We start from the raw sequence: 261 nt of genomic DNA on the forward strand, positions 1-261 counted from the left end.
TACTTCTACGACCCCACCTTTACCTACGCGGTGCCGGACTTCAGATGGTTCATCAAGAAAAAAACCGTCAAATCGATGACGAGCGCCCTGCTGGCAGGCCCGGCACCCTACCTGCGCGGCGCCGTCGTAAGCGCTTTCCCTGCCGGAATCAAGCTGGCGCGGGAGTCGGTCCCGGTCGTGTCCGGGGCGGCGCAAGTGGACTTGTCCGCAAAAGAACTCATCGATGCTTCAGCTGAAGACCGGCAGCGCATGCAGAACCAG

1 protein-coding gene is annotated in these 261 nt (G+C 60.9%); it reads left to right on the forward strand.

The genetic code is table 11. The features are described 5' to 3' along the window. On the forward strand, positions 1–261 hold a 261-nt coding region (locus SB724_RS20705; protein WP_410572808.1), incomplete at both ends, for a GerMN domain-containing protein.

Source organism: Bacillus sp. SIMBA_031, assembly GCF_046535225.1.
GTDB classification, from domain to species: Bacteria; Bacillota; Bacilli; order Bacillales; family Bacillaceae; genus Bacillus; species Bacillus velezensis.